The sequence below is a fragment of the Bradyrhizobium sp. genome, from assembly GCF_019242285.1.
In the GTDB taxonomy this organism is placed as follows: Bacteria; Pseudomonadota; Alphaproteobacteria; order Rhizobiales; family Xanthobacteraceae; genus Bradyrhizobium.
Genome location: NZ_JAFAVV010000422.1, coordinates 1 through 3,532 on the forward strand (window position 1 = coordinate 1; position 3,532 = coordinate 3,532).

Below are 3,532 nucleotides of genomic sequence, written 5' to 3' on the forward strand. Positions count from 1 at the left end.
GGCGTGGTTGGCTTGATAATGCCCGGCGCGGGCGACGAGCCCGAGCGCCAGCGGATGATTGACATCGAGCGCGCCGAGACCGCTGGCGGAGGCCGCGACCGGAATTTGCAAACGCTCGGCCAACCGCTTCAATTCTTCAGCCGCGCCGCCATAGCGCACGCCCTGCCCCACGATGATCACCGGCTGTTCGGCCGACAGCAGCATGTCGACCGCCTTCACCACGCCTTCGGGATCGGCGCCGCAGCGGCTACTGATATTGGCATTCCACGCGATCGCATTCGGCGCGTCCTCGGCGGACGCCTCCATGAACACGTCAAAGGGCACGTCGAGCACCACCGGGCCCGGCCGTCCCGTGATCATGGTCTTCCAGGCCTGCCGCACCGCGAGCGGCACCATCTCGCCGCGGGTCGGCTGGAACACCTTCTTGCAGATGCTGCGCACGGTGGAAGGAAAGTCCGCCTGATAATGCCGGTATATTTCCTGGAACGCACCGCGATTGAACTGGCTGGTCGGCACATTGCCGGTCACCGCCATGAACGGCACGGAGTCGAGATAGGCGTTGGCGAGCGAGATCGGCAGGTTTGCGGATCCCGGACCGCAAGAGGTGAACGTCGCGGTCGGGCGGCCCGAGACTCGGTAGTAGACATCGGCCATGAAGCCGGCCACGCTCTCATGGTGCGTCGAGATGGCCTTGATCTCGGCCGAGCGCTCATAGAGTGCATCGATGAGCTGGATGTTGCCGTGGCCGCACAGGCCGAACACCTGCGGAACCTTCTCCTGGATCAGATAGTCAACGATGACCTGCGCACCATTGAGCGTATTTCCCGGCATTACATCTCCTCTTTCCGTTTCGTTCCATCGCCGTGGTCGGCGGGCAGTCTGCCTCCGACGAGGCAGTCACGCGCGAGCACCCTATTTCTCACAATGCTGTACGTCAATTTATATCGTGGTATATCCTCGACTTGCCGGCTGATCGTGCGATGGTCGCCCAGCCGCATGGACATTGCGGGCCGGATGCGCACAGTGATCGAGATGAGGATGGCACCGTTCGACGATGAGGGTTGTGCGGAGGGAGGACGACGGCCAATGTTGCGCGGCGATCGGCTCCCCCGCCTGGAGGTTTGATTTCGGTGGCACCACGTACCAGAGCGAAGACAAACGAGCGGCCGGACGGCGTGAGCGAGGCGCCGATCGCAGAACTCGTGCCGCAGCCGCAGGCGGATATCGACGACGAGGCGGAGGAGCGTCAGCGCGCCGGCGTGCAGTCGCTCGGCCGCGCGTTCGCCATCCTGGAGCAGGTCGCACGGCATCGCGAAGGCATCGGGCTCGCCGAGTTGAGCAAGCTGGTCGGCCTGCACAATTCCACGACGTTCCATCTGGCGAAGACCATGGTGTCATTGGGCTACCTGCGGCAGGAAAAGGACTCGAAGCGCTACCGGGTCGGCCGGCCGCTGTTCGCGCTCGCCGCCAGCGCGCTCGACGAGATCGAGATGGTCAATGTCGCGACGCCGATCCTGGAGGAGTTGTCGCGGCAGACCGGCGAGAGCGGCCACTTCGCGGTGCGCATGGGCGACGCCGTGGTCGTGATCGCCCGCACCAGCGGTCCCGGCGCCTTCCAGCTCACCGACCGCGTCGGCGTGGTGCGGCCGGCGCATTGCACGGCGCTCGGCAAGATCATCCTCGCCTCGCTCCGTCCCGACCAGCTCGGCCGACTCCTCGAGCGCGTGGAGTTGAAACCCTCGACTCCGAAATCGATCACCGACGTCCCGGTCCTGATGCGGGAGATCGCCGAGGTCAGGCGCACCGGCATCGCCTTCGACGATGGCGAGTTCAATCCGGAGGTGCGCTGCGTCGCCGTGCCGGTGACCGATTTCACTGGCCAAGTGGTCGGCGCGCTCGGCATCTCCGGCCCGATCTGGCGGCTGTCGAACCAGACCCTGCATGCGAGCGCACAGGCCGTGCAGGCCGCGGCAAACCGTCTTTCCGCCGAATTCGGCACGAAGCCTGCCACCAATCCAACCTGAAGATGTACGGTATTCGGCGCTTTTTGCTGATTGACAGCCACCCTCGGCCGTGCGGATAGTATCCCGCATTAAAAAATGGCCTCTCACATTCTCGCATGAGATGAAATCAAGGGGACGCCGCGAGAGGCCGACCGGGAGGAGAACAGATGACCCACATCGACCGACGAACCGCGCTGAAGGCAGGTGTCGCGCTGGCCGGCACATCCGTGCTCGGATTTCCGAATGTCGTCAGCGGCCAGGCCGACAAGATCAGGATTGGCCACCTGACACCGCTGACCGGATTCCTCGGCGCGCTCGGCGCCTATGCCCAGCTCGGCATCCGCCTGGCGCAGGAGGAGATCAACGCCGCGGGCGGCGTGATGGGGCGCCAGCTCGATATCCTCTCGGAAGATTCCGTCAATCCGGCCACCGCCTCGACCAAGGCGCAGCGCATGCTCGAACAGGATGGCGTCGCCGTGCTGATGGGCGAGATCAACTCGGCGTCCGCGCTCACGATCATGCAGGTCGCCGAGCGCAACAAGAAGCTGTTCATGCAGATCGGCGCCCGCTCCGACGCGCTGCGCGGCAAGAACTGCAACAAGTACACCTTCCATGTCGACATTCCGAACACGGTGATGGTGAACGCCGTCGGCCAGGCGCTTGTGCGCGACAAGATGATGAAGGACAAGAAGTTCTTCACGCTGACCGCGGATTACGTGTTCGGCCACGACCTCGCCCGCGCGGCCAAGTCGTTCCTCGACGCCCATGGCGGCAAGCTGATCGGCGACGAGCTGGTGGCAACCGACGTCACCGATTTCAGCCCCTATCTGCTGAAGGTCCGTCAGGCGCAGCCCGACGTGGTCTGCTCCAACCTCGCCGGCAACCAGGTCACGACCCTGATCAAGCAATATGCCGAATTCGGCCTGCCCTATCCGATCGTCGGCTTCAACCTCAACACCGCCGACGCCTGGGCGGCCGGTGACGGCAATCTTTCCGGGACCTGGCCAACCGTCTGGTATCATACGCTCGACGTGCCGGCGTCGAAGACGTTCGTCGCCAACTTCATGAAGAAGTACAACAAGCCGCCGGAGAACCACGCCTGGATCGAATACATCTCGCTGAAGCTGATGGCGCAGGCGATGGGCGAGACAAAATCGACCGATACCGACAGGCTGATCGCCTATTTCGAGAAAGAGACGGAGTTCGACATCCTGAAAGGCCGCAAGGGCCATTTCCGCGCCTGGGATCATCAATTGATGCAGGAAGCCTATCCGTTCACCGTCAAGCCAAAGGGCCAGGCCAAGGACAAATGGGACTTCATTGCGCTCGGCGCCGCGCTGCCCGGCGCAGGCCAGCCCCTGGAGTCGCTGGCGTCGACGCGGGAGCAGAACCCCTGCGCGATGTGAGCGCAGCCTCGGCGGCGACGGCGGTGCCCGCCTCTCCCGAACGGAGAGGTCGATATTCTCGCGAAGCGAGAATTTCGGGCGAGGGGTTACGCTCCGTCGATCGCGGCGCCCCCTCACCCGGCG

3 protein-coding genes are annotated in these 3,532 nt (G+C 64.2%); 2 read left to right on the forward strand and 1 reads right to left on the reverse strand.

What is annotated here, in order from left to right:
- A partial coding sequence (locus tag JOY90_RS16360) for a thiamine pyrophosphate-binding protein (RefSeq protein WP_291692159.1) occupies window positions 1-831 on the reverse strand: 831 nt, incomplete at its 3' end.
- 299 nt (window positions 832-1,130) lie between these two features.
- Here JOY90_RS16360 and JOY90_RS16365 point away from each other — a divergent pair.
- On the forward strand, window positions 1,131-2,024 hold the full coding sequence (locus JOY90_RS16365) for an IclR family transcriptional regulator (protein WP_291692160.1): 894 nt from the start codon (window positions 1,131-1,133) through the stop codon (window positions 2,022-2,024).
- Window positions 2,025-2,170: 146 nt separating this feature from the next.
- Window positions 2,171-3,409 (forward strand): ABC transporter substrate-binding protein, encoded by a 1,239-nt coding sequence (locus JOY90_RS16370; protein ID WP_291692161.1) that lies wholly within the window; start codon window positions 2,171-2,173, stop codon window positions 3,407-3,409.
- Window positions 3,410-3,532 lie beyond the last annotated feature (123 nt).

What these genes read in the sequence shown, in the direction of transcription:
- JOY90_RS16370 (WP_291692161.1), top strand. Translation starts at nt 2,171, where the DNA reads ATGACCCACATCGACCGACGAACCGCGCTGAAGGCAGGTGTCGCGCTG.